Annotated in this window: 24 protein-coding genes and 1 pseudogene; 13 read left to right on the top strand and 12 right to left on the bottom strand. The window is 62.6% G+C overall.

Annotated features, from left to right (window positions below; genetic code table 11):
* Nucleotides 1–35 precede the first annotated feature (35 nt).
* Nucleotides 36–1220, bottom strand: a complete 1185-nt coding sequence (locus tag RS897_RS19895; protein WP_315838208.1) for a substrate-binding domain-containing protein — start codon at nt 1218–1220, stop codon at nt 36–38.
* 134 nt (nt 1221–1354) lie between these two features.
* On the opposite strand from RS897_RS19895, the gene RS897_RS19900 reads away from it, so the two are divergent.
* Nucleotides 1355–1981, top strand: coding sequence for a TetR/AcrR family transcriptional regulator (locus tag RS897_RS19900; RefSeq protein ID WP_315838698.1), 627 nt, complete (start codon nt 1355–1357; stop codon nt 1979–1981).
* Between the two features lie 9 nt (nt 1982–1990).
* Here the strand turns inward: RS897_RS19900 and RS897_RS19905 are convergent, their stop codons facing one another.
* From RS897_RS19905 to RS897_RS19925, 5 genes are all read right to left on the bottom strand, one after another.
* Complete coding sequence (locus RS897_RS19905; RefSeq protein ID WP_315838209.1) at nt 1991–2293, bottom strand: hypothetical protein; 303 nt, start codon at nt 2291–2293, stop codon at nt 1991–1993.
* A gap of 166 nt (nt 2294–2459) precedes the next feature.
* On the bottom strand, nt 2460–5876 hold the full coding sequence (locus RS897_RS19910; protein WP_315838210.1) for an acyl-[ACP]--phospholipid O-acyltransferase: 3417 nt from the start codon (nt 5874–5876) through the stop codon (nt 2460–2462).
* Between the two features lie 167 nt (nt 5877–6043).
* Nucleotides 6044–6322 (bottom strand): YiaA/YiaB family inner membrane protein, encoded by a 279-nt coding sequence (locus RS897_RS19915; protein ID WP_315838211.1) that lies wholly within the window; start codon nt 6320–6322, stop codon nt 6044–6046.
* 18 nt (nt 6323–6340) lie between these two features.
* Nucleotides 6341–7045 (bottom strand): PspA/IM30 family protein, encoded by a 705-nt coding sequence (locus RS897_RS19920; RefSeq protein ID WP_315838212.1) that lies wholly within the window; start codon nt 7043–7045, stop codon nt 6341–6343.
* A gap of 17 nt (nt 7046–7062) precedes the next feature.
* Nucleotides 7063–7332 (bottom strand): hypothetical protein, encoded by a 270-nt coding sequence (locus RS897_RS19925; protein ID WP_315838213.1) that lies wholly within the window; start codon nt 7330–7332, stop codon nt 7063–7065.
* A 54-nt stretch (nt 7333–7386) separates the two neighbouring features.
* On the opposite strand from RS897_RS19925, the gene RS897_RS19930 reads away from it, so the two are divergent.
* Nucleotides 7387–8016 carry a TetR/AcrR family transcriptional regulator gene (locus RS897_RS19930; protein WP_315838214.1) on the top strand — a complete coding sequence of 210 codons (630 nt, stop codon included), beginning with the start codon at nt 7387–7389 and terminating at the stop codon, nt 8014–8016.
* Nucleotides 8017–8066: 50 nt separating this feature from the next.
* Nucleotides 8067–8303: a BrnA antitoxin family protein gene (locus tag RS897_RS19935; protein ID WP_315838215.1), complete on the top strand. Its 237-nt coding sequence runs from the start codon at nt 8067–8069 to the stop codon at nt 8301–8303.
* Nucleotides 8304–8490: 187 nt separating this feature from the next.
* Here RS897_RS19935 and RS897_RS19940 read toward each other — a convergent pair whose 3' ends face one another.
* A complete protein-coding gene (locus tag RS897_RS19940; protein ID WP_315838216.1) occupies nt 8491–9744 on the bottom strand; it encodes a lytic murein transglycosylase in 1254 nt (417 codons plus the stop codon).
* A gap of 213 nt (nt 9745–9957) precedes the next feature.
* On the opposite strand from RS897_RS19940, the gene RS897_RS19945 reads away from it, so the two are divergent.
* Nucleotides 9958–10770 (top strand): MetQ/NlpA family ABC transporter substrate-binding protein, encoded by an 813-nt coding sequence (locus RS897_RS19945; protein WP_315838699.1) that lies wholly within the window; start codon nt 9958–9960, stop codon nt 10768–10770.
* 33 nt (nt 10771–10803) lie between these two features.
* On the opposite strand, the gene RS897_RS19950 is transcribed toward RS897_RS19945, so the two are convergent.
* Nucleotides 10804–11118, bottom strand: coding sequence for an ArsR/SmtB family transcription factor (locus RS897_RS19950; RefSeq protein ID WP_315838217.1), 315 nt, complete (start codon nt 11116–11118; stop codon nt 10804–10806).
* A gap of 139 nt (nt 11119–11257) precedes the next feature.
* On the opposite strand from RS897_RS19950, the gene RS897_RS19955 reads away from it, so the two are divergent.
* Nucleotides 11258–12349, top strand: coding sequence for an NADH:flavin oxidoreductase/NADH oxidase (locus RS897_RS19955; RefSeq protein ID WP_315838218.1), 1092 nt, complete (start codon nt 11258–11260; stop codon nt 12347–12349).
* A gap of 370 nt (nt 12350–12719) precedes the next feature.
* On the top strand, nt 12720–13385 hold the full coding sequence (locus tag RS897_RS19960; protein WP_315838219.1) for a hypothetical protein: 666 nt from the start codon (nt 12720–12722) through the stop codon (nt 13383–13385).
* 43 nt (nt 13386–13428) lie between these two features.
* Here RS897_RS19960 and def read toward each other — a convergent pair whose 3' ends face one another.
* Nucleotides 13429–13839 (bottom strand): peptide deformylase, encoded by a 411-nt coding sequence (gene def / locus RS897_RS19965; protein ID WP_315838220.1) that lies wholly within the window; start codon nt 13837–13839, stop codon nt 13429–13431.
* A 205-nt stretch (nt 13840–14044) separates the two neighbouring features.
* Here def and irrA point away from each other — a divergent pair.
* The 6 genes and pseudogenes from irrA to pyrC all read left to right on the top strand — a co-directional run.
* Nucleotides 14045–14521, top strand: a pseudogene (gene irrA / locus RS897_RS19970) (iron response transcriptional regulator IrrA); the annotation flags it as partial.
* A 95-nt stretch (nt 14522–14616) separates the two neighbouring features.
* Nucleotides 14617–15213 carry a carboxymuconolactone decarboxylase family protein gene (locus RS897_RS19975; protein ID WP_315838221.1) on the top strand — a complete coding sequence of 199 codons (597 nt, stop codon included), beginning with the start codon at nt 14617–14619 and terminating at the stop codon, nt 15211–15213.
* Nucleotides 15214–15217: 4 nt separating this feature from the next.
* On the top strand, nt 15218–15757 hold the full coding sequence (locus RS897_RS19980) for a peroxiredoxin (RefSeq protein WP_315838222.1): 540 nt from the start codon (nt 15218–15220) through the stop codon (nt 15755–15757).
* Nucleotides 15758–15772: 15 nt separating this feature from the next.
* Entirely contained in the window at nt 15773–16336 is a 564-nt protein-coding gene (locus tag RS897_RS19985; RefSeq protein ID WP_315838223.1) for a hypothetical protein, read from the top strand.
* A 38-nt stretch (nt 16337–16374) separates the two neighbouring features.
* Nucleotides 16375–16977, top strand: a complete 603-nt coding sequence (locus RS897_RS19990; protein ID WP_315838224.1) for a superoxide dismutase — start codon at nt 16375–16377, stop codon at nt 16975–16977.
* Nucleotides 16978–17059: 82 nt separating this feature from the next.
* Nucleotides 17060–18157, top strand: coding sequence for a dihydroorotase (gene pyrC / locus RS897_RS19995; protein WP_315838225.1), 1098 nt, complete (start codon nt 17060–17062; stop codon nt 18155–18157).
* A 120-nt stretch (nt 18158–18277) separates the two neighbouring features.
* Here pyrC and RS897_RS20000 read toward each other — a convergent pair whose 3' ends face one another.
* Nucleotides 18278–18490, bottom strand: coding sequence for a hypothetical protein (locus RS897_RS20000; protein WP_315838226.1), 213 nt, complete (start codon nt 18488–18490; stop codon nt 18278–18280).
* A gap of 260 nt (nt 18491–18750) precedes the next feature.
* On the opposite strand from RS897_RS20000, the gene RS897_RS20005 reads away from it, so the two are divergent.
* Complete coding sequence (locus tag RS897_RS20005) at nt 18751–19914, top strand: DUF2778 domain-containing protein (protein ID WP_315838227.1); 1164 nt, start codon at nt 18751–18753, stop codon at nt 19912–19914.
* A gap of 12 nt (nt 19915–19926) precedes the next feature.
* Here RS897_RS20005 and RS897_RS20010 read toward each other — a convergent pair whose 3' ends face one another.
* On the bottom strand, nt 19927–20247 hold the full coding sequence (locus RS897_RS20010) for an antibiotic biosynthesis monooxygenase family protein (RefSeq protein ID WP_315838228.1): 321 nt from the start codon (nt 20245–20247) through the stop codon (nt 19927–19929).
* A complete protein-coding gene (locus RS897_RS42295) occupies nt 20132–20629 on the bottom strand; it encodes a DUF1127 domain-containing protein (RefSeq protein ID WP_407654519.1) in 498 nt (165 codons plus the stop codon). Before RS897_RS42295 ends, RS897_RS20010 begins: the two co-directional genes overlap by 116 nt.
* Between the last annotated feature and the right edge of the window lie 58 nt (nt 20630–20687).

The following is a 20687-nucleotide window of genomic DNA, read 5'->3' on the forward strand; positions in this document are numbered from 1 at the left end:
ATACGTCTGGTGTAAACGATGCGACGTGGTTGCCCTTACCTCTTATTCCGGATCGGGATCGTCATGTCTTCGATCTTCAGTTCGCGCACCGGCTCGTTCACCGCCCAGGCCAGGTTCGGATCGATCTTGACCTTGAAGTGATACATGCTCTGCAGTGCCTGGTGGTCTTCCTTGCGGAAGATCATCTTGCCCTTCGGCGTATCGAACTCCAGACCTTCCATCGCGGTGATCAGCTTCTCGGTGTCGGTCGACTTCGCCTTCTCGACGGCCGTGACCACCGCCATCGCCGCTGCGAAGCCGCCCGCCGTGAAGAAATCCGGCGGCGCGTTGAAGCGCTTCTGGTGTTCGGCCACGAACCAGTCGTTGATCGGATTTTTCGGGATGCCGTAATAATAATAGGTCGCGCCTTCCATGTCCGGCAGCCGCTTGTAGGCGGCGAGTGCGGGCAGGATGTTGCCGCCGGTGGAGAGCTCGATGCCGTAACGCTTCGGGTCCATGTCCTGCAGCTTGGTCAGGGGATCACCGGCGCCGGCCCAGACCACCCAGATGATCTTGCGGCCCGGCTTGTCCTTCATGGCATCGAACAGCCGCTGGCCGGCCGCGGTGAAGTCGGTGGTGTTGGTCGGCACATATTCCTCTGTGGCCAACGTTGCGCCGGTCTTGGCCAGCGCTTCCTTGAAGGCGGCGACGCCGTCGCGGCCGAACGCATAGTCCTGTGCCAGCGTCGCGACCGTGACACCGGGCTTGCCGATCGCCACCGCATTGGAGATCGCGTCCTGCGACGAGTTGCGGCCGGTGCGGAAGATGTACCTGTTCCACTTCTCGCCGGTGATCTGGTCGGCCACCGCCGGCTCCACGATCAGGATCTTCTTGTTTTCCTCGGCGACGGGAAGATCGGCCAGCGCGGCGGCCGACGATGTTGTGCCGATGGCGATATCAGCTTTGTCGTCCTGGTAGGCTTCGGCCAGCGCCGCCTTGGAGAGGTCCGGCTTGCCCTGGTCGTCCTTGGTGATGATCACGATCTTGCGGCCGTCGACCGTCATCGAATTCTTGGTGGCGTACTCAAAGCCCATGCGCAGGCCGGTTTCGGTCTGCTTGGCATAGGCCTCGAGCGGGCCGGTCTTGCCATAGATCAGCGCCACCCGGAGGTCGTCGCTGTGGGCGGCGCTTGAGGCGGCCAGCACCGCGCCGGCCAGAAAAATGGTTCTTAAGGTCGTCATGTGGCTCCCTCCAGAGACGTGTCGGCTCTAAACTTGACACTTGATTCATGTTTCATATTTTGGCTATTGCTATCGGCTCCTAATGAAGCCGTCAAGCGACCAGCCTAGTCCTGCGGCAAAACTCCACGGTGACGATGATCGACGCTATTCCCGCGCCTAAAAGTTCGACGCCCAAGAGCTCGACACCGAAGACCAGCCGCGGCGAGCGCACTCGCCAGCGGATCCTTGCCGCGGCCGAACGCCAGATCGGCGAGCGCGGGTTTGCCGAGACCTCGGTGGTGTCGATCACGCAGGAGGCCGAGGTTGCGCAGGGCACGTTCTATGTGTACTTCCGCACCAAGGAAGAGGTGCTGCGCGAGCTGGTGCTGCGCATGGGCCGGCGGTTGCGCCGCTCGCTGACCCTGGCGACCGCAGGCATCGAGGATCGGCTCGAGGTTGAACGCCGCGGTATCCATGCCTTCTTTGCCTTCGTGCGCGACAATCCGAACCTCTATCGCGTGGTGGCGGAATCGCAGTTCATCGATGAGGCCGCCTACCGCGCTTATTACACCGACTTCGCCGCCAGCTATCGCATCGGGCTCGAGGCAGCCGTGACGCGCGGCCAGATCTCGCCGGGCGACGCGGAACTGCGCGCCTGGGCGTTGATGGGCATCAGCGACATGGCCGGCCGTCGTTACGCGCTGTGGGAGCGCGACGCAGCGTTCGATGCCGCGGCGGAAGCGGCGTTCGATCTTGTCGCGCATGGATTGGCTCCGCGTTAAAGCGGATGCTCAGCACCGCCAGCGCGATCTCACCAGACCGGTTACGATCCCAATCGCGATCATCAGCCCGACCACGGGAAGCCAGATCAGCACCGCGCCCACCACCAGCAGCAGGATCACCGCCACGATAATGATCGCAGCCAGCGCCACCAGCAGCAGCCCGAACGGTCCGGGCCGCGCGATGTAAATGCGCTGGAAGCGCGCGTTGAAAGGGCCATCCCTATCATGCGGCGGCAACGGCGCGCCTGGCGGAATGATCTCCGGCTCGGCGCGCGGTCTGTTGCTGGGCGGGTTGGATCCCTGGTCCGACATGATGGTGGCTGCGTCTCTGTTGGCTGCTACACCATCGCGCGCTTGCCGACGAAACACAATGCGGGCGGACAGCGCAGGTATGTAGCCCGGGTGAGCGAAGCGACACCCGGGATCTGCAACCCCGGATATCGCTGCGCTCATCCGGGCTACAACGTTTCTACCTCCGTCACGCCACCTGCTGGTTCGGCCCCGCGAGCTCCTTGGCGAGCGTGGTGGCACCGACATAATCGGTCTTGCCGGAGCCGAGCAGCGGGATTTTGTCCACGATGCGGATGTCGGCCGGGACAGACAGCTCCGACGCGCCGATGCTCTTGGCGTGCTTCGACAGTGCCTCGCGCGCTGCATCAGCCTGCGTGGTCAGCAGCACCACACGTTCGCCCTTGCGCGCATCGGGAATGGAGACGGCGACCGACATCGCCTGCGGCCACAGCGCCGCCGCCATCGCTTCCACCGCCGACAGCGACACCATTTCGCCGGCGATCTTGGCGAAGCGCTTGGCGCGGCCCTTGATGGTGATGAAGCCGCCGGCGTCGATCGACACGATGTCACCGGTGTCGTGCCAGCCGTCGGGCAGGGGCTCCAGCACGCCGGGTTTCTCCGCGCGCAGATAACCCAGCATGACGTTGGGACCGCGCACCGACAGCCGTCCGCCCTCCTCGATGCCGGGGACCGGATCGAGCTTCGCTTCCATCAGCGGCGAGATGCGGCCGACGGTGCCCGGACGATTGGCCATCGGTGTATTCATCGCCAGCACCGGCGCGGTTTCGGTTACGCCATAGCCTTCCAGGATGCGAATGCCGAAGCGCTCCATATAGACCGCGCGGGTGCGCTCCTTCACCGCTTCGGCGCCCGCGAGCACCAGCCGCAAGGTGCGGAAGTCGTAAGGATGCGCCGAGCGCGCATAGCCCGTGAGGAAGGTGTCGGTGCCGAACAGGATGGTGGCGCCGGTCTGATAGATTAGTTCGGGCACGATGCGGTAATGCAGCGGCGACGGATACATGAAGATCGGAATGCCCGACATCAGCGGCATCATCAGTCCACCGGTCAAACCGAACGAGTGGAACACCGGCAGCACATTGAACACCTTGTCATTGGCATTGGCATCGACCCGCGCCAGCGCCTGCGCGGCGTTGGCCAGGATGTTACGGTGGGACAGCACCACGCCCTTGGGCGTACCTTCGGAGCCCGACGTGAACAGGATCACCGCGGGGTCCTGCGCGCTGCGCTTGATGCGCGGGGCGATGCCGTCGAGCAGACCCTTGATCTTGTCCACGGTGCCGACAGAACCGCGGACGTCTTCAAGATAAACCACCTTGGCTTCAGCCGCGATCGCGGACACCAGCTTGTCGAGCTTGCCCTTCTCGATGAAGGCACGCGACGTCAGCACGGTCTTGACCTCCGCCGCCTTCATCGCGGCCAGCACGTTGACCGGACCGGCGGAGAAATTCAGCATGGCCGGGACGCGGCCGATGCTCTGCAGCGCCATGAACACCACGGCGACGCCGGCGGAGTTCGGCAGCAGCACGCCGATGTTCTCTCCGACAGCTGTGCCGGTTTCCAGCTTGCGGCTGAGCACCTGCGCGCCCAGGATCAGCTTGCGGTAGGTCAGCGAGGTGCCCAGCGCATCGGCGATGATCGGCTTGCCGGTGTCGCTGGTCTTGTAGGCATGGGCGAGGCCCTGGAACAGGGTCTGGTCCAGCATTGCCGTCTTCACCATGGCGTCGATCATGACGTCCTGCAGCGCGGCGCCGGCGGCGTTGCGCCGGATCTTGCCGCGCAGCGCCGGATCGATCTGCAGCTTGACCGGCGGCAGGATCGAGACCGTGATCTTGGGAAACCAGACCCGCTTGACCTGGTCGCTCTTCAGATAGCCGAGATGCGAGCGCTGCGCGCCGTCGATCCGCACCGGCACCACCACGGCATCGCCCTTGTCGGCGATCATCGCGGTGCCGTCATAGACCTTCATCAGGCTGCCGGTCACCGTGACGCGGCCCTCCGGGAAGATCACCAGCGGCTCGCCGCGGTTGACCAGGTGCACGAGGTCGCGCGCCGCCAGCGGACGCGATGGGTCCAGCGTATAGGACCGGATCATTGTCATGAACGGTTTGGCCCACCACGCTTTCGCGATGCCGGTGTCGACGGCGAATGCGGCGTCGATCGGCAGCACCGAATGCAGCAGCGGCCCATCGATCAGGCTGACGTGATTGGGCGCGATCACCATGCGGGTGCCGGCGGGCGGCAGGTTCTCCAGCCCGCGCACTTCAACCCGAAACAGCAGCTTGAACAGCAGCGCGCCGAAATCGCGCACGCCGGCGTCACCCCATTTGGTCAGCACGAACCAGGTCACGGGGAAGCTTGCCACCGCAAGGCCGAAGAACAGCCAGGCCACGGGAACGCCTGCGCCCTGCAGTGCTGCGACCGCGAGCGAAGCCACCACCATGAAAGCGGCCTGCATGATGTTGCCGGCGGCGATGACGCGGGCGCGTTCGCCCGGCGCCGACCAGGCCTGCACCGCCGCGAATGACGGCACCACGAACAGTCCACCGCCTGCGGCGAAGATGAAGAAGTCGATCAGCAAACGCGCGCCGGCAAAGCTGGCCGCGAACGCGCCGGGGCCGATATCGGTCGCCGTGGCCACGTGGCCGATGCTCCAGGCGAGGTCGAGGCCAACCACGCCCATCAGAAGGCCGCCGAGCGGCACCAGCGCCAGATTGGGCCGCACGTGGCTGAGCCGCGCCGCGATCAGCGAGCCGCTGGCGATGCCGACCGCGAACACCGTCAGGCACAGCGTGACCACCCCTTCACTGCCGCCGATATTGCCTTTCACCACCGCGGGCAGCAGCGACAGCACCACCGCGCCGACCAGCCAGAACCAGGACACGATCACCATGCCGTCCCACAGCCGCGGTTCGGCCTTCAGGGCTTTCAGCAATTGCACGGTCGAGGTCCAGGGATTGCGATCGACCACGAGGTCGGGCGCCGAGGGCGTGGTCGCCGGAATCATCCGTGCCGACAGCCAGCACGCCACCGCCAGCGCCACGATCGCGCCGGCGATCAGGCCGGGATGGCTGCCCTTGGACACCAGCAGGCCGCCACCGATGGTGCCGCCGAGGATGGCGAGGAAGGTCGCGCCTTCGACCAGCGCGTTGCCCATGGCGAGTTCGCCGGTGTCCAATTGATCCGGCAGGATGCCGTACTTCACCGGACCGAACAGCGCGGCGATGATGCCGAACAGCCCGAGTGCCACGAACAGCAGCGGGATCGAATGCAGGAAGAAGCCGCCGGCCGCGAAACACGCCGCGAAGATCTCGGCGAACTTCAGCCGCTTGGCGATGGTGCCCTTGACGTATTTGTCGGCGAGCTGGCCGCCGAGCCCCGACAGGATGAAGAACGGGAAGATGAAGACAGCGCCGGCCATGGTCACCAGCGCGCCGCCATCATGCCCCGCGCCATGCTCGGCGACCGCGCCGAACAGGATCAGGATCACCAGCGCGTTCTTCAGGAAGTTGTCGTTCAGGGCCGAGAAGAACTGGGCCCAGAACAGCGGCGCGAACCGCCGGGTCGTCATCAACTCCTTGAGCATCGTCTTAATCCTTGGGAACGGTTGTGGCTGATCGTTCGTCAGCGAGAGGTTGAAAATATGGTGGAAGCAATTCTTGATTTTGTCGATCCGGCGGCGCGGCGCACCGGCCGCGTCGCAGGCTGATGGTCAACATCTGGTTGACGCTGATGGCGCAATACCCGCAGCGCTTATTGTTCGGCGCGCAGCAGCCGCTCGGTGCGGGCTTCTTCGATCCGATGGATCATGCGGCCGGACTCGTGCATGTCACGCAGGCTCTTCGCCAAAGTGAAGCAGGACTGTACCAGCATGACCATGCCGATGGCGAAGTAGCCGCGCACCCACCAGTCGAGCGGCAGCGCAGCGATGCCGCCGCCGACCATGAGGATGGAGCCGGCGAACGAGACGTAGGAGAAATTCACCCAGGCGCTGCTGGGGCGATCGATCGGTGTGATCTGGTCGATGGACATGGTCGGATTCCCGTTGGTTCAGCGCTGCGATGGCGCGATGAGGGTGATGGGCGTGGTCTCGACGGCCATACCAGTGGCTTTGGCGCGAAGCCGCGACAGGACATCGGAGGGGCGGACGTGGATGGCGGCGCCGAATCCGAGATCCGACATTTGCTCGATGAGTCGCGCGGAGGGGGGCGCAAGTTCATCGCGGATCGCCTTGGCGTCGTGATTATCGGCCTCGATCCGGCTCAGGGTCGTCTCGGCCTCGGTGAAGCTGTCGATGCCGGACCGGGAGTGAGGTGCTGTCGCGTTCAGCGCGGCGCCGACGCGGACCAGGCGGCGCCCGCGATCGAGATCGGCAAGCCGTCGGCGTTGGGCATCGACCTCACGGCGGGCCAGCGCCACCTCGGCTGCGAAGCGGTGAGAGGCGTGGGTGGCCGACTGTACCTCGGTCTCCATCGCGGCGATCGCTTCGGACGCTATGGTCGCAAGGTCCTCGCGCCCGGCGCGCAGCGCGTCGATGGCGCGCTGTTCGAGATCGCTGATTTTGTCCCCAAGCAGGGCGCGGCGTCTGGTTTCGCGCTCCTCTTCGGCGATGGCGACGGCAAGTGCGCGTCGTGCCGCCAGGTGGGACATGCCGGCCGCCTTGATGGACCGATCGAGATGCGAGAGCGGCGTTTTCGATGTGAGAGCCGTCGTACCGAACAGCTCCGACAGGCGGGACAAAAAGGTCTGGAACATTGCTGCCTCCGGTCCGGTCAGGTCAGGTGCTTCAGGTTCTCGAACACTTTCCAGAAACGGACCTTCCGGCCCGGCTTGCGCCGGGCGCGGGGGAACAGGCGCCATCGGCGGCGGCCGGTGGTCCGGACCTTCGGCGTCTCGCCGAGCACGTTGCCGACGTCCACCGAGCGGGCCAGCCGGTCGATCGGGGCCATCACGATGTCCCGCAGCACGCGCAGCGGGTTCCAGCTGAGGTCCGGGGTCTGGATGCTGATAAACGGGGTGAATTCGATCAGAAGAGCTTGCATTGTTGCTATCTCCCAGGCATGAACATTGTTCAGCAATGATTAAGTAGCGCGAAAATGAACAATGTTCAAGAGCCCTCGTCGAATTCACGAAAAAGTGAGCGACACGCCCATCTGCTGGAGACGGCGCGCGCGCTGATCGCCGCCAAGGGCTTGCGATCCCTCAAGGTTCGCGATGTCGCCACCGCGGCCGGCTGCGCCGTCGGCACCGTCTATAACGAGTTCGAGGACTTCGACGCGCTGGTGATCGCCGTGAACCGCGACACCCTGGATGCGCTGGACGGGGCGCTTTCAACACTCGAGGACGACGACCCGGTGCGGCACCTGCATCGGCTGGCGCAGGGCTATCTCGACTTCGCCACCGCGCATCCGAACCTGCTGCGATCGCTGTACGAACACAGGATGGAGGGCGACCGTCCCTTCCCGCAGGACCTGCTCGACAAGGTCCAGAGCACCTTCGCCCTGATGTATCCGCCGCTGGTGAGGCTTTTGCCCGATTACCCGAGCGACGACGTCGCTTTGCTGGCCCGGATGATGTTCTCGGCAGTGCACGGCATCATTTCGCTCGGCATCGAGGAGCGCCTGGTGGCCGTTCCACCGCAGCAGCTGCGGCGTCAGGTGTCGCTGTTCGTCGATACCTATATTGCCGGTCTGGAGCGGCAGGGTGTCACACCGCGGGCGCCCTGATCACCTTCCCTGATAAAACAGGCATCAACCGAATCATCATGAGGCGCCAGATGGCAAACGACAGAACACGACGGCCCGGCACCAGCACCCGGGATCTCGCCGAAGCCGCTTTCAAGTCCGCGACCACCAAGCCGGTCGACCTGCCGCCGCCGAGGCCCGCCATCCCCGGCGCCAAGGAACAGGTGTCGCTGCGCATCGACCGCGACATCCTCGATCATTTCCAGGACGGCGGCCCCGGCTGGCAGGACCGCATCAACGACGCCCTGCGCAAGGCGATCGGGAAGTAGAGAAAGCGGGGTCGCTTGATCGCAGCGCTATACGCTCCTTGTCGACCCAAGCGCTTCATCATTCTCAGTCGTCATGCCCGGCCCTTGGGCCGGGTATCCACGACTTCCTTTTGCAGCACGGCCGTTGAGGCGTGGATGCCCGCGACAAGCGCGGGCATGACGGCGGAGGGTGGCGTGAGGCTGAGAGTCACCGCGCCGCCGTTCCTCCACCCCGCATCCGCGCCAGCAATTCCGCTGTCGGCCACGAATCCGCCGGCAGGCCATACTTCACCTGCATTGCCTTCACGCCGGTGCGGCTGGCCTGGCCCAGCACGCCGTCGATCTTGCCGACATTGAAGCCTTGCCGCGTCAGGATCTGCTGCATCTCGCGGATCTCGTTGAACGGCAGTTGCGCGACCTGCGTCGCAGGCTTGCGCATGGGCGCTGCGCCGGCGATGCGGGTGGCGAGATAGCCGGCGGTGGTGGCGTAGATCAGCGAGTTGTTCCACTCGGTGTAGGCGGCGAAATTGGCGTAGGCGAGGAACGCCGGCCCGGTCCGACCCATCGGCAGCAGCAGCGACGCCGGCATCGCGTCGCTCGGCAGCGGGCGTCCATCCGCATACGTCACGCCCCATTGCGCCCATTGCGAGCGCGGGTGCTTGATGGTGAGGTCGGCCTGGTCCCAAGGAAGACTTGAAGGAACGTTTGCGGAGACGCGCACCTCCTGCAGCCAGGGCTCGCCGCGCCGCCACTTCAACCCGGTGGCGATGTAATTCGCGGTCGAGCCGATCACGTCGGGACCGCTGCGCAGCAGGTTGCGGTGGCCGTCGCCGTCATAGTCCACCGCATAGTTGAAGTAATGCGTCGGCAGGAATTGCGTCTGTCCCAGCTCGCCGGCCCAGGAGCCGATCATCTCGTCGGGCGAGAGATCGCCGCGGTCGATGATCTTCAGCGCGGCGATGGTCTCGTCGTGGAACATCTGCGCGCGGCGGCAGTCATAGGCCAGCGACACCAGCGAGCGCAGGGTCGGCAAGTTGCCCATATTGGCGCCGAAGTCGCTCTCCAGTCCCCAGAACGCAGCGATCACCGCCGGCGGCACGCCATACTCCTTCTCGGCGCGGGCGAAGGCCTGTGCATAGGCCGCAATCTTCGCCTTGCCCTGCTGCATACGATAGTCGGCCGCCATGCGGGCGGCGAATTGGGTGAAGATCTGGCCGAACACACGCTGGCCGCGGTCGCGGTTGACGATGCCCTGGTCGTAGACGAGGCCGGGGGCTGCGTCCGCGATCGCCTGCTGCGACACCCGAGCCTTGATGGCGTCCTGCTTCAACTGCTCGAGGAAGCGCGGAAAATTCAAACCGCCATGGCAGGCCGCACCGCTTTGTGCGGAGGCGGGTGTGGTTGCGAGCAAGACGGTTGTGCAAGCGAGGGCGAAGATAAACCCAAAGACAAACCGGATCATGAAATGTGCGTGCCTTGAATGAGGGTGTCGTGGAGAGGCGTGATGAGCATCGCGGGGACAAAACCTGCGTCCACTCGAACATAACTGAATGAATTTATCCATCCCCAACCGAATTATAGATTTCCATTTGGTCGACTTGGCGCGGTGCTCGCGTACATTTCGATGCGTCAGTTCAGACACGTTCATCATCCCGACACAGAGATTTCCGTCATGCTGAAGAAGGCCGTCTTCCTTCTGCTCTCCACGCTTTTGCTGTTCAGTGAGGTCGATCCCGGCCATGCCGTCGATGCCGCCAAGACCGAGCTCAAGGTCGGCTTTGTGCCGGGGCCTTATGTCGACGGCTTCAAGGCGGGCATCGCGCCCGAGTTGAAGAAGAAGGGCTATGCCATCCGCTACTACGAATTCTCCACCGGGCTCGAAGCCAATACCGCGGTGTTTCGCAACGACATCGATGCCAACATCATGCAGCACACGGTGTTCCTGAACTCCTACAACGATCGCAACAAGACCGATCTCGCAGGCATCGTTCAGGTGCCGACGCCGCCGATGGGGCTCTACTCAAAGAAGCATCCGCGCGATGTCGCGGTGAAGCCAGGCATGACGGTGGTGGTGCCGAACGATCCGGTCAATCTGCAGCGCGCGCTGAAGATCCTGCGCGACCTCCGCTGGATCGACATCAGGGATAGCAACCCGGTGGATGTCACCGAACTCGACGTGGTCAGCAACCCCAGCGGCATCAAGATCGTGCCGCTGGAGAATGCGCAGGCGCCGCGCGCGCTGCCCGATGTGGACTTCGCCGCCGTGCAGGGCAATTTCGCCATCTACAGCGGCCTGAAGCTGACGGAGGCGATCGCGCTGGAAAAGATGACGCCGCCTTACATCAATGTGGTGGCGGTGCGCCGCGGCAATGTCGAGGCGCCCTGGGCGCGTGACATTGTCGACGCGTATCACTCGGATGGATTCAAAACAGCGATCCGATCCGATCGTTTCCACGATGGCTTCAGGCTGCCGGATTATTTCAACTAGAGCATTCCAGCCCGGGCGAATGCCGGCCACGCGTTAGCCGGGTTCGACCAACTCGGCCGCAAGCACGGCAGCCAACAGCCCGGGAAATCGCCGGTCGATCTCCTTGCGGCGAAGATCGTTCATATGGGCAGGGCCGTCGGTTCGTGTGCGCACCAGGCCTGCCTCGCGCAGGACACGGAAGTGGTGCGACATGCTCGATTTGGGGCGCCCACCGTCCAGGGCTGAGCAGGTCGCTTCCCCGTCGAGCGCCAGTTGGCGTACCACGCCCAGCCGCACCGGATCGCTCAGGGCGTAAAGCACCTGGCTCAGCGACACCTCTTCGACGGCGGGATGTTGGATTGCGCGCATGTCCGAACCCCTAGCACGGCCTTGCCTTTGTTTCAATGTTCGATTATATTCGAACTAACGTATGGTCCAGCTAACGTTTTAGGTCGGTCAAAGCTCTGGCTTCCGACATGTCCCTCTAAGTCCCTTGGAGCCGCAGCCAATGTCGTCCTTGTTCACGTCCTTCACGTTGAAGGACATCACGTTGAAAAACCGCATCGCGGTTTCGCCCATGTGCCAGTATTCGGCCGACGATGGTGTCATCAACAACTGGCACGAAGTTCATTTGGCTGGCCTGGCGCGCGGTGGTGCGGGCCTGGTGATTGCCGAAGCGACCGCGGTGTCGCCGGAGGGACGTATCACCCCCGGTTGCGCGGGCATCTGGACCGACGAGCAGGGCCAGGCCTGGAGCAAAGCGGTCAAGGCGATCAAGGCGGCCGGTGCAATTCCCGGGATCCAGATCGCTCACGCCGGTCGCAAGGCCAGCGCCAACCGTCCCTGGGAAGGTGATGATCATATTGCCGCCGGAGACCCGTGTGGGTGGGACACGATCGCGCCGTCGGCGGTTGCGCATGGCGCCAACTTGCCCAAGGTCCCGCGCGCGATGACGCTTGCCGATATCGAGCGGGTCAAGGCCGATTTCGTTGCTGCGGCCCGCCGGGCTCGCAGTGCCGGCTTCGAGTGGCTGGAACTGCATTTCGCCCACGGCTATCTCGCTCAGAGTTTCTTTTCGACCTGGGCTAACACGCGCGATGACACCTATGGCGGCAGCTTCGAGGGCCGTGCCCGCTTCCTGATCGAGACGCTCAAAGCCGTTCGCGAGGTCTGGCCGGAACATCTGCCGCTGGCGGCACGGTTCGGTGTCACTGAATTCGACGGCTCGAACGATCTGGAAGAAGGCATCGAACTGGTGCGCCGCTTCAAGGCCGCGGGCCTCGACATCATCGACGTCAGCGTCGGCTTCTCCACGCCAAAAGCGCAGATCCCCTGGGGACCGGCCTTCATGGCGCCGATCGCGGAGCGCGTCCGCCGCGAGACCGCACTGCCTGCCACCACCAGCTGGTTCATCAGCGAACCGGCGCAAGCCAATGCACTGATCGCCGATAACAGGGTTGATCTGGTGTCGCTCGGCCGCCAGTTGCTGGCGAATCCGCACTGGCCCTATCGCGCCGCGCGCGAACTGGGCGTCGAAGGAGCGGCTGCGGTTCTCCCGTCGCCTTATGCTTACTGGCTGGAGCGTTATCGCGCCGCATAAGGGGCTCTTGAGGGCGCGCCGTACGAATCTTGGTCCAGCGCCACGGTCTCACCCTCCGTCATGGCCGGCTTGTCCCGGCCATCCACGTCTCTTTGGCTGAAATGCCGTGAAGACGTGGATGCGTCCTGTGTAAGAACGCAAGTCGGATACATCCGACTTGCGGCACAAGGCCGGGCATGACGAGTTTCAACAACTGGGCCTGATTTCATAGGCTTGCATTTTCAGTCAGCAACTCGGGGTGAGGTCAAACTTTCTCGCGAATGCATCAAACCCTCATGGTGAGGAGCGCGAATGCGTGTCTCGATGCTACGCATCGCTCGGAGAACCATGAGGCCATGCGCTTCGCCGCAGGGCCATCTCTCCTAGTCTAGTGCATGGCCGGATCGATATCCGGGCAATCTATTCTACCGGAGCTGCGACTACGCCCGATTTTCGCCTGGGCGGATTCGAGTTTTGCCTGCGGGTCGCAGAAATCAACAAGGCTCCGCTGCACATCATCGCCAAGAGCCGTCCAGTCGGGTCAGTCATCTTTTCCTTCCTCGACGACTGGCGTGCGCTTGGCACTGTCATCGCCGATCTCATAGGTCTCGATGCAGAGAAACTCGACGAAGAGAAGATTCAGTTCGTTGAAGGCCGCGCGAAAATCGATTTGCGAGCTTCGGAATTCAACCTGATCCGGCTGCTATTCGAACCGGAGCGCAACCGCATTCTCGATGCCGCAACGGTCACCAGCCGAATTGATGCCATTCTCAATGAGTTGGATGCGGAAGCATTCGCTGACAACGGCCGCTATGTGCTGGCGCTTCGGCTCGGGCAGACAAGCCGCCTTTCCGCAATCCTGAACGACGCCTCAGGCGACACATTCGACACCGACGCTGCCGAAAGTCAGATCGACTTCATTCGCGCGGATCTGGAGACAGGAGCAAGTCTCACCCGTACAGCAAGGGGCGATCTCCTGCTGATGACCGAGGCCACTCTTGATGCTAACGATATCGACGACGGTGAGTCACAACAATTAGGTCGCCTGTCCCATTGATCTGCAGTGGCTCCCAATGAAGGCGATCGCCTGCGAGTATCGCCTACGCCATCGGCCCCGCGGAATGCCTTCTCGTCTTGGCAAGACGTTTGATGACTCTATCTCGCCGAAGCCTTGAGAGGCGGTCGATAAACAGCTTGCCATCGAGGTGCTCGATCTCGTGCTGCAAACAGGTGGCCAATAGCCCGCCCGCTTCGATTTTCCGTTGCGCTCCATTGATATCCAGATAGCGAACCCGAACAGAGGCTGGCCGCTCGACTTCCTCATAAGAAGTCGGGATCGACAGACAACCTTCCATATAAATCGCCGCTTCCTCAGAGTGCCACATCACTTCTGGATTGATGAACACTCGCGGTTGCCGCGGCTCGTTTTGGCCACCCAGGTCGATGGTGACGACGCGCCACGGCTCGCCGATCCGGATCGCGGCCAGTCCAATACCTGCGGCTGCATACATCGTGTCCAACATATCAGCGACAAGCGCCTGAACGGGGGATCAACTACGGCAACCGGCTTTGCCCACGCCCGCAAGCGATGGTCAGGAAAAACCAAGATTTCGCGGACTGCCATCCGTGGTTCCATGAGGCGTCTAGGATAATATACCTTCTTGCAATTGCTTCTCAATAGCATTAACAGTTTACGACGGTTCAACGGGGCCTGCAATGTACGAACACTCCGCATCAGTGACTTCAGTCGTTCTCAAGCGGCATTTGCGCCACCAGCATGTCGGGTATTCGATCCCACAGGCCCAAGATGTCCGCGCTCTGATCCAACAGGCGGCGCTTCGTCCGACGCGTCAGCGCCTGGAAATTGCGGCATTGCTGTTCAAGGATGATCATCGGCATGTGACGGCCGGGGACCTTGGCCGAGAGGCCGATGCGGCTGGCATCCGGGTCTCGCTGGCGACCGTCTACAATACGCTCAACCAGTTTGCGGAGGCGGGACTGCTGCGCCGCGTCACCGTGAATGGTGATCTGAGCTATTTCGATACGCATACCGGCGACCATCAGCACTTCTATGTTGAGGGCGAGGATCGCCTCATCGACGTGCCGGAAGGCTCAATCGAATTTGGACGTCTGCCGGATCCGCCGGATGGCTATGTCATCAGCAGGGTCGATGTGGTCATCCGCTTGAGGCGGATTGGTGAGGTGAGTCGCAATGTCTGCGCGAAAGAAGCAGGCATCAACTGCTGCACTGCAGGCGCCACCCCGCCGAGGTTTCCCAGATGATGTCAGTGGAAGGGCTTCGCCAATCACTGCCCGACTTCGCGCGCGACGTGCGCCTGAACCTGGGCACGCTGCTCGGTCCAGGCGACCTGCCGGGCTTGTCAGCGGGCCAAATCTGGGGATCAGCGCTTGCGGCCGCGACTTCTGCCCGCAACCCGCAAGTGGTCGAGATGATTGAATCCTCGGCCGTTGCGCATATCGATCCGGCGACGATCGAAGCCGCGCGCATCGCCGCCGCCATCATGGCGATGACGAATATCTACTACCGTGCCGTTCACATGGCGGACGATCCCGATCTGTCGGGGTTGCCGGCCGGTCTGCGGATGAACGTTCTTGCGAAGCATGGCATCGAGCAGGGTGGCTTCGAGTTGTTCGGTCTCGCCGCGTCCGCGGTGAATGGCTGTGCCGGCTGCATCAGGGCGCATATCGCCGGCGCCCGCAAGAACGGGATTGGCTCTCAGGCCATCCAGTCGACCATCAGGATTGCGGCCATGATCCATGCGGCCGCGACGGCTCTCGATACAATGTCAAATCGCTCTTCCGTGCATTCGAACTTGCAAACTCCGTTCATTTCCCACCCGCAACCCCTCTCAGGAGCTAACTGAAAACATGGTCACGATTGGTACGAAGCTGCCCGCCTTCGATCTTCAGGCCGTCGTCTCGAACGAGCCTAAGACCGCCTTCTCACGCATCACGGAAGCAAGCGACGCTGGCAAATGGAAGGTGATCTTCTTCTGGCCGAAGGACTTCACGTTCGTCTGTCCGACCGAGATCGCGGCCTTTGGTGCATTGAATAACGAATTCTCCGATCGTGACGCGGTTATCTACGGCGTCTCGACCGACAGCGAGTATGTTCATCTCGCCTGGCGGCAGAGCCGTGCCGATCTCAAGACCATCCCGTTCCCGATGCTCGCCGACATCAAGCGAGACCTGAGCATCGCTCTGGGCGTGTTGCATCCCCAGGAAGGCGTGTGCCTGCGTGCCACGCTGATCGCCGATCCGGACAATGTGATCCGCTTCGTCTCCGTCAATGACCTTTCTGTCGGCCGCAATCCGCAAGAAGTCTTACGCGTTCTCGACGCGCTGCAGACCGACGAACTGTGTCCCTGCAATTGGCAGAAGGGTGACGCGGTGCTCGACGCAGCCTGACCGGAGATGAAGGGTATGGACGCAAACTCGCACAATGGGGCCGAGAGAGCGACGCGGTTTTCCGCGGCTTTATCGCGAGCGAGAACTGGGGACGACACGACCTGGCGGAGGACCACCGAGGCAGCCAATGCAGCCTATGCGACGGGTGACCTCCGCCATGCCATCGACCTTTATCGTGAGGCGCTCGATGAAGCGGAACGGTTGTTCGCAGCCGCCTCGTTCTCAAGCGTGCCCGTCCCGGTCATCTACAACATCTCCTGCCACAATCTAGCTGAGATTGTCGAACGTTCGGGCGATGAAGGGGCCGCCGAAGACTTCTTGGTTAGGGCCTACGATAAGCTGCTTGCAAGCGCGGCGTCTCCTGAGACGCCGCTGCCGCTCCGGCTCGATTGTGTGCGGCATTTGAAGCATGCGTTGGCACAGCTTGTTCAACACCTGCGCCGGCGGGCAGCGCCGGATGCACGAATCGCGCGCTATGTAGATACCGCGAAGACGACCGCATTCGCTGTCTTTCACGCCGCAAAACATGCCGAGATTGCAGACCTAAACTGCGATCACTGCGCCGTCCGGCCATCGTGACCGACACGGCTTAACCTCAATCGACGAAGGATACTCTCGTGTTTCAGCTTCCGACCCTGCCTTACTCCATCGATGCGCTTGCGCCCTATATGTCCGCCGAGACCCTCGAATTTCATCACGGCAAACATCACAAGGCTTATGTCGACAAGCTCAACGAACTGACGGCGAATGGCCCCTATAGGGGAATGGGTCTTGAAACCATCATCAAGGCCAGCGCAGACAGACCCGCCGACCGCACGCTTTTCAATCAGGCTGGTCAGCACTGGAACCACAGTCACTTCTGGCTCGGCATGAAGAAAAACGGTGGCGGCTCGATCCCGGGCAACCTTGAAAAGCAGATCGCGTCAGATTTTGGCTCAATCGAAAAATTCAAGGAAGATTTCAAGGCCGCCTGTATCGCCCAGTTCGGCAGCGGTTGGGCGTGGCTCGTCTTCGACGGTGAAAAGCTCGCTGTTACCAAAACCGGCAATGCCGATACGCCACTGACCGAAGGCCATGCCGCATTGCTGACCTGCGACGTATGGGAACACTCCTATTACATCGACTATCGCAATCTTCGCCCGAAATACGTCGATGCGTTCCTGTCGAATCTCGTCAATTGGGAGGCTGTGACGGAGCGGTATGAACGGGCCGTTGGATAATTCGGACATCTCCGGCAGACCATAGGAAATAGAGAAGCTAGTCACGGTTCTGGTGCGACCCGGAATAACGCAAGACGGTAGAATGAATCTCGATGCAATGTTCGATCATGCTGCGGCCGGTACCGCGCCGATCGCGTCGATTAGCATTCGACGGCCTGACGACTGGCATGTGCATCTGCGCGATGGCGCGTTGTTAAGAGCGATTCTGCCGTTCACGGCCGCTCAATTCGCGCGGGGCAATATCATGCCGAATCTCACGCCGCCGGTGACGACGCCTGCCGCCGCCAAGGCGTATCGTGAACGTATCCTGGCCGCGCGGCCGGCCGGCTCGGATTTCCAGCCGTTGATGACTTGCTACCTGACCGACGCGACCATGCATGACGAGATTGAGCGAGGCTACGCCGAAGGCATATGGATCGCAGCCAAGCTCTATCCCGCCGGGGCGACGACGAACGCCCACCACGGCGTCACCGACATCCCGGCGCTGTCTCCCGTGCTGGAGCGCATGGAAAAGATCGGGATGCCGGTCCTGATCCACGGCGAGTCGACCGATCCGGAAATCGACATCTTCGACCGCGAGGCAGTCTTCATGGAGCAAAGCCTGTTTCCACTACTAAAGCGACACCCAGGACTCAAGGTCGTGATCGAACATGCCACCATGGCGGAGACGCTGGATATCGTACGTGCCCATTCGCTGCGGATGGCCGCGACGATCACGCCGCATCACCTCGTCATCAACCGCACGTCGATTTTCCAAGGCGGATTGCAGCCGCATCTGTATTGTCTGCCAGTCGCCAAGCGCGAGCGGCATCGCGTGGCCTTGCGCAAGGCCGCAACGTCCGGCGAGAGTTGTTTCTTCATCGGGACCGACACGGCGCCCCATCTACGCTCACGAAAAGAAGCCGAATGCTGCGCGGCCGGTGTATTCGGCGGCGCGACTGCACTACAAACGTACGTTCACGTCTTTGACGAGGAAGGCGCGCTGGACCATTTCGAAGCGTTTGCGTCCCTGAATGGCGCCCGCTTCTATGGGCTTGCGCCTAACGCGGGCACCCTTGTGCTTGAGCGACGTGAATGCCGTGTCATGCCAACAGTACCGATAGATAATGATGAGGTCGTCGTATTTCGAGGCGGCGTCACCTTGCCATGGTCTATCGGGCTCGTCACAGTGGCAGATTGACCAGATCGTTCAGATGACGGAACACCCTGACGTCGTCAGCTTGCACAAGCGAGGAGCAAAATCAGGGTCACGCCGTCTGTCGAATGATGAAAAGACCGGAGAATGTCGGCTACCCGAAAATCAAAAGTTATAGCCGAATCGGAGAACCGCCTGCGCGCGTTCGAAATTGCTCAGATCGAGTGAGGTGAAGGTGGCGTGTGATGTCCGGCCCCATACCTGAAGGCCCCACGCGGCAGCCATCCACGCGCGGTCGTTGAACTTCATGTAAAAGGTCGGCCCGACGAACAGGGCCTGGCCGCTGAGCGCGTCCAGCCCTAGACCGACCGCCGTCACATTGCGTCTTTTTTGGGGCGCACGAAGATGTGCCTTGCGCTCCGATCAGCCTCGTTATTGCCAACTTCGCCCGGCACTTAGACGCCTGTGGGTAGTGCGCTTGCGACCTGTTTACGGATCCTTGGGGACTTAATCGGCATTTAACTAAAACTCGCGTTAATGGCGCTTCGCCGCTTGGCCGCGCGCCTGGATCGATGAATCCAGGCCTGCGTGAGAGGCCTGCGCATCGACACATGATGGACTGACTGAGAGCGAGGGGAATGACGGACGGGGTGGCTACACTGGGACATTTTCCGGCAGACGATCGGGGTCGTGTCTCTCGGAAAACTCTTCCCTTCATCGTGCTTGGTGTGGCCGCGTTCGCATTCGGCACTGCGATGGGCGTGTGGAACTCCGCCTCCGATGATGCCGCCGTCGACGAGGCCGCGATCGAAAGCACCGATACCGCGCCCGCCACCACCGCCAGCTTCGGTGAATCCCGTATCGCCAAAAGCTTCGGCGCCCTGGCGCCCCGCGCCAACACGGTTGCAAAGACAATCGCAAGGCCGGCTGCCGCCAAATATCCCTATGTCGCGCTGTTCTTCGATCCCGGCTTTGCCAGGGGATCCGCGGTCGCGTTCTCGCAGACAGCTCCGGTGACGCCGGACTATCCGCTGAGTCCGAAGACGACCATGGCCCGGAATCAGAAGGTCCGGGTGCCCAATGTCGACATTTCGCTGGCCAGCATTCCGGAGCCGGATACGCTCTTGCCGCTGCCGGCCCAGCCGGCGCCGCAACTGGCGCTGAGCGTTCCGATGCCGCGCTCGCGTCCCGCCGACATGCGGCTGCCGGCGAGTGACGGACCGTCGCGCCAGGACGTCGCCAAAGAGATTGCGCAGCTGAACAACAAGACCTCCGTGGTCGCCACGTTGTCGCCGGACAAGCGCACCCTGCTGCAGAAACTGTTCGGCCAGCCGGAGACGGGTCCCGTGCTCGCTTACGCCGGCCCTGATGGCGGCATCCTGTCCAACGGCGACAGCGCCACGCCCGGAAAATTGCCGTCGCTGGATCAGCAGACCGCCGTCTACGATATCTCCGCGCGCACCGTATACATGCCCGACGGCAGCAAACTCGAAGCGCATTCCGGGCTCGGCAGCCTGTTGGACGATCCGCAACACGTGCATGTCCGCATGCGCGGCGCCACGCCGCCCGCGCTCTATGACCTGACCATGCGCGAGCGGCTGTTCCACGGCGTGCAGGCGTTGCGTCTGAGCCCGGTCGGCAGCGACGTGTTCGGGCGCACGGGCCTTCTTGCCCACACCTACATGCTCGGCCCGAACGGCGACTCCAACGGCTGCGTGTCGTTCAAGAACTACGAGACCTTCCTGCGCGCCTACCAGAACGGCAAGGTGAAGCGCCTGGCCGTGGTGGCGCGGCTCAGCTGATCATCTCTATGATCATGGGGTGTCGCGTTTCGATGTGGCAGTCCAGGCGCGATCGCGGATGACATTGCAAACCTGCACCCGGTAGTTGCTGAAGAAGCTTTCGATGCCGCGTCGCTTGGCTTGCGCATGCTCGGCGTGAAGGCTCCATTCACGCAGCGCGCTCTCCGTCTCGAACTCGACGACCGTCACGCGCTCGCCGTCCTCCGCAACAAAACCCTTATGGGAAATGTAGCCTGGAATTGTCTGCGCCAGTTCGCTCATTCGCTTGGCCATCGGGGCATAATCTTCCAGGACATCCGGGTTCAGCCTGGAACGAAACAACGTCACGATCATAGACCACGTCTCCTTTGTCATGCTGTTTGGCGATCGGCTGGCGGCTGTCGGTGAATTGGCTGCCCGGTCGCTCGCGCACCCGCGCATCGATTTCCGAGCGGCTCACCGCAATATCCTTCAGTTCCAGGTCGCCCAATGCGTGCAGTTCGGCAGCCGCGCGCCGTTCGCAGCGCTGGCGGCGCCAGCCGCGCAACTTGCGCCGCACCGCGCGGATCAGGATCGCGGTCCATCCGCCGAATGCGTTGCGGATCGCCGCTGCCTGCTCGGCGCGGGCGCGCCTGATCACGCCCGCCTTCCACACGGTCCATTCCTCCGGCGACAGCGCGCAGGGATTCGGCGGACTCTGATCGGAGCGATGCACGAACAGCAAGCGGGCCTCCATGAGATCCGGCGCGATCGCGCCGGCGTTTTGCCATGGAGGGTAGTTTACGCTTCGCTAG

The organism is Bradyrhizobium prioriisuperbiae (assembly GCF_032397745.1).
GTDB lineage: Bacteria > Pseudomonadota > Alphaproteobacteria > Rhizobiales > Xanthobacteraceae > Bradyrhizobium_A > Bradyrhizobium_A prioriisuperbiae.

What these genes read in the sequence shown, in the direction of transcription:
- pyrC (WP_315838225.1), top strand. Translation starts at nt 17,060, where the DNA reads ATGAATCTCGATGCAATGTTCGATCATGCTGCGGCCGGTACCGCGCCG.
- RS897_RS20005 (WP_315838227.1), top strand. Translation starts at nt 18,751, where the DNA reads ATGACGGACGGGGTGGCTACACTGGGACATTTTCCGGCAGACGATCGG.
- RS897_RS19950 (WP_315838217.1), bottom strand. Translation starts at nt 11,118, where the DNA reads ATGCGCGCAATCCAACATCCCGCCGTCGAAGAGGTGTCGCTGAGCCAG.
- RS897_RS19935 (WP_315838215.1), top strand. Translation starts at nt 8,067, where the DNA reads ATGGCAAACGACAGAACACGACGGCCCGGCACCAGCACCCGGGATCTC.
- RS897_RS19985 (WP_315838223.1), top strand. Translation starts at nt 15,773, where the DNA reads ATGGACGCAAACTCGCACAATGGGGCCGAGAGAGCGACGCGGTTTTCC.
- RS897_RS19920 (WP_315838212.1), bottom strand. Translation starts at nt 7,045, where the DNA reads ATGTTCCAGACCTTTTTGTCCCGCCTGTCGGAGCTGTTCGGTACGACG.
- RS897_RS19915 (WP_315838211.1), bottom strand. Translation starts at nt 6,322, where the DNA reads ATGTCCATCGACCAGATCACACCGATCGATCGCCCCAGCAGCGCCTGG.
- RS897_RS20010 (WP_315838228.1), bottom strand. Translation starts at nt 20,247, where the DNA reads ATGATCGTGACGTTGTTTCGTTCCAGGCTGAACCCGGATGTCCTGGAA.
- RS897_RS42295 (WP_407654519.1), bottom strand. Translation starts at nt 20,629, where the DNA reads ATGGAGGCCCGCTTGCTGTTCGTGCATCGCTCCGATCAGAGTCCGCCG.
- RS897_RS19955 (WP_315838218.1), top strand. Translation starts at nt 11,258, where the DNA reads ATGTCGTCCTTGTTCACGTCCTTCACGTTGAAGGACATCACGTTGAAA.
- RS897_RS19910 (WP_315838210.1), bottom strand. Translation starts at nt 5,876, where the DNA reads ATGCTCAAGGAGTTGATGACGACCCGGCGGTTCGCGCCGCTGTTCTGG.
- RS897_RS19940 (WP_315838216.1), bottom strand. Translation starts at nt 9,744, where the DNA reads ATGATCCGGTTTGTCTTTGGGTTTATCTTCGCCCTCGCTTGCACAACC.
- RS897_RS19925 (WP_315838213.1), bottom strand. Translation starts at nt 7,332, where the DNA reads ATGCAAGCTCTTCTGATCGAATTCACCCCGTTTATCAGCATCCAGACC.
- RS897_RS19930 (WP_315838214.1), top strand. Translation starts at nt 7,387, where the DNA reads ATGAACAATGTTCAAGAGCCCTCGTCGAATTCACGAAAAAGTGAGCGA.
- RS897_RS19900 (WP_315838698.1), top strand. Translation starts at nt 1,355, where the DNA reads ATGATCGACGCTATTCCCGCGCCTAAAAGTTCGACGCCCAAGAGCTCG.
- RS897_RS19895 (WP_315838208.1), bottom strand. Translation starts at nt 1,220, where the DNA reads ATGACGACCTTAAGAACCATTTTTCTGGCCGGCGCGGTGCTGGCCGCC.
- def (WP_315838220.1), bottom strand. Translation starts at nt 13,839, where the DNA reads ATGTATGCAGCCGCAGGTATTGGACTGGCCGCGATCCGGATCGGCGAG.
- RS897_RS19980 (WP_315838222.1), top strand. Translation starts at nt 15,218, where the DNA reads ATGGTCACGATTGGTACGAAGCTGCCCGCCTTCGATCTTCAGGCCGTC.
- RS897_RS19905 (WP_315838209.1), bottom strand. Translation starts at nt 2,293, where the DNA reads ATGTCGGACCAGGGATCCAACCCGCCCAGCAACAGACCGCGCGCCGAG.